The organism is Mesorhizobium sp. M1A.F.Ca.ET.072.01.1.1, assembly GCF_004023325.1.
GTDB lineage: Bacteria > Pseudomonadota > Alphaproteobacteria > Rhizobiales > Rhizobiaceae > Mesorhizobium.
On record NZ_RZSF01000817.1, the window covers coordinates 1 to 382 of the forward strand.

At 68.8% G+C, this 382-nt stretch carries 1 pseudogene; it reads left to right on the forward strand.

Annotated elements, in window-relative coordinates:
• A pseudogene (locus EOA32_RS38190) lies at positions 1–382 on the forward strand (bifunctional folylpolyglutamate synthase/dihydrofolate synthase); the annotation flags it as partial.

Sequence of the window (382 nt, forward strand, 5' to 3'; positions counted from 1 at the left end):
GCTGATCGAGACCGCCGAGCGGCTCGACTGCCCGACCTTCGTCTATGGCCAGGATTTCCTCGCTTTCGAGGAAAACGGCCGCATGGTCTACCAGGACGAGGACGGGCTGATGGACCTGCCGCCGCCGCGCCTGCCGGGGCGCCACCAGTTCGCCAATGCGGCCGCGGCGATCGCCGCGATCAAGGCCGCCGGCTTCGAGATCAGCCATCGCGCCGCCGAAAAGGCTATGGCCAGCGTCGCCTGGCCCGGCCGCATGCAGAAGCTGGCGCAAGGCAAGTTGGCCGAATTGGCGCCGAAGGGCGCCGACATCTGGCTCGACGGCGGTCACAATCCGGGCGCCGGCATCGTCATCGCCGAGGCGCTCGCCGAGCAGGAAGAGAAG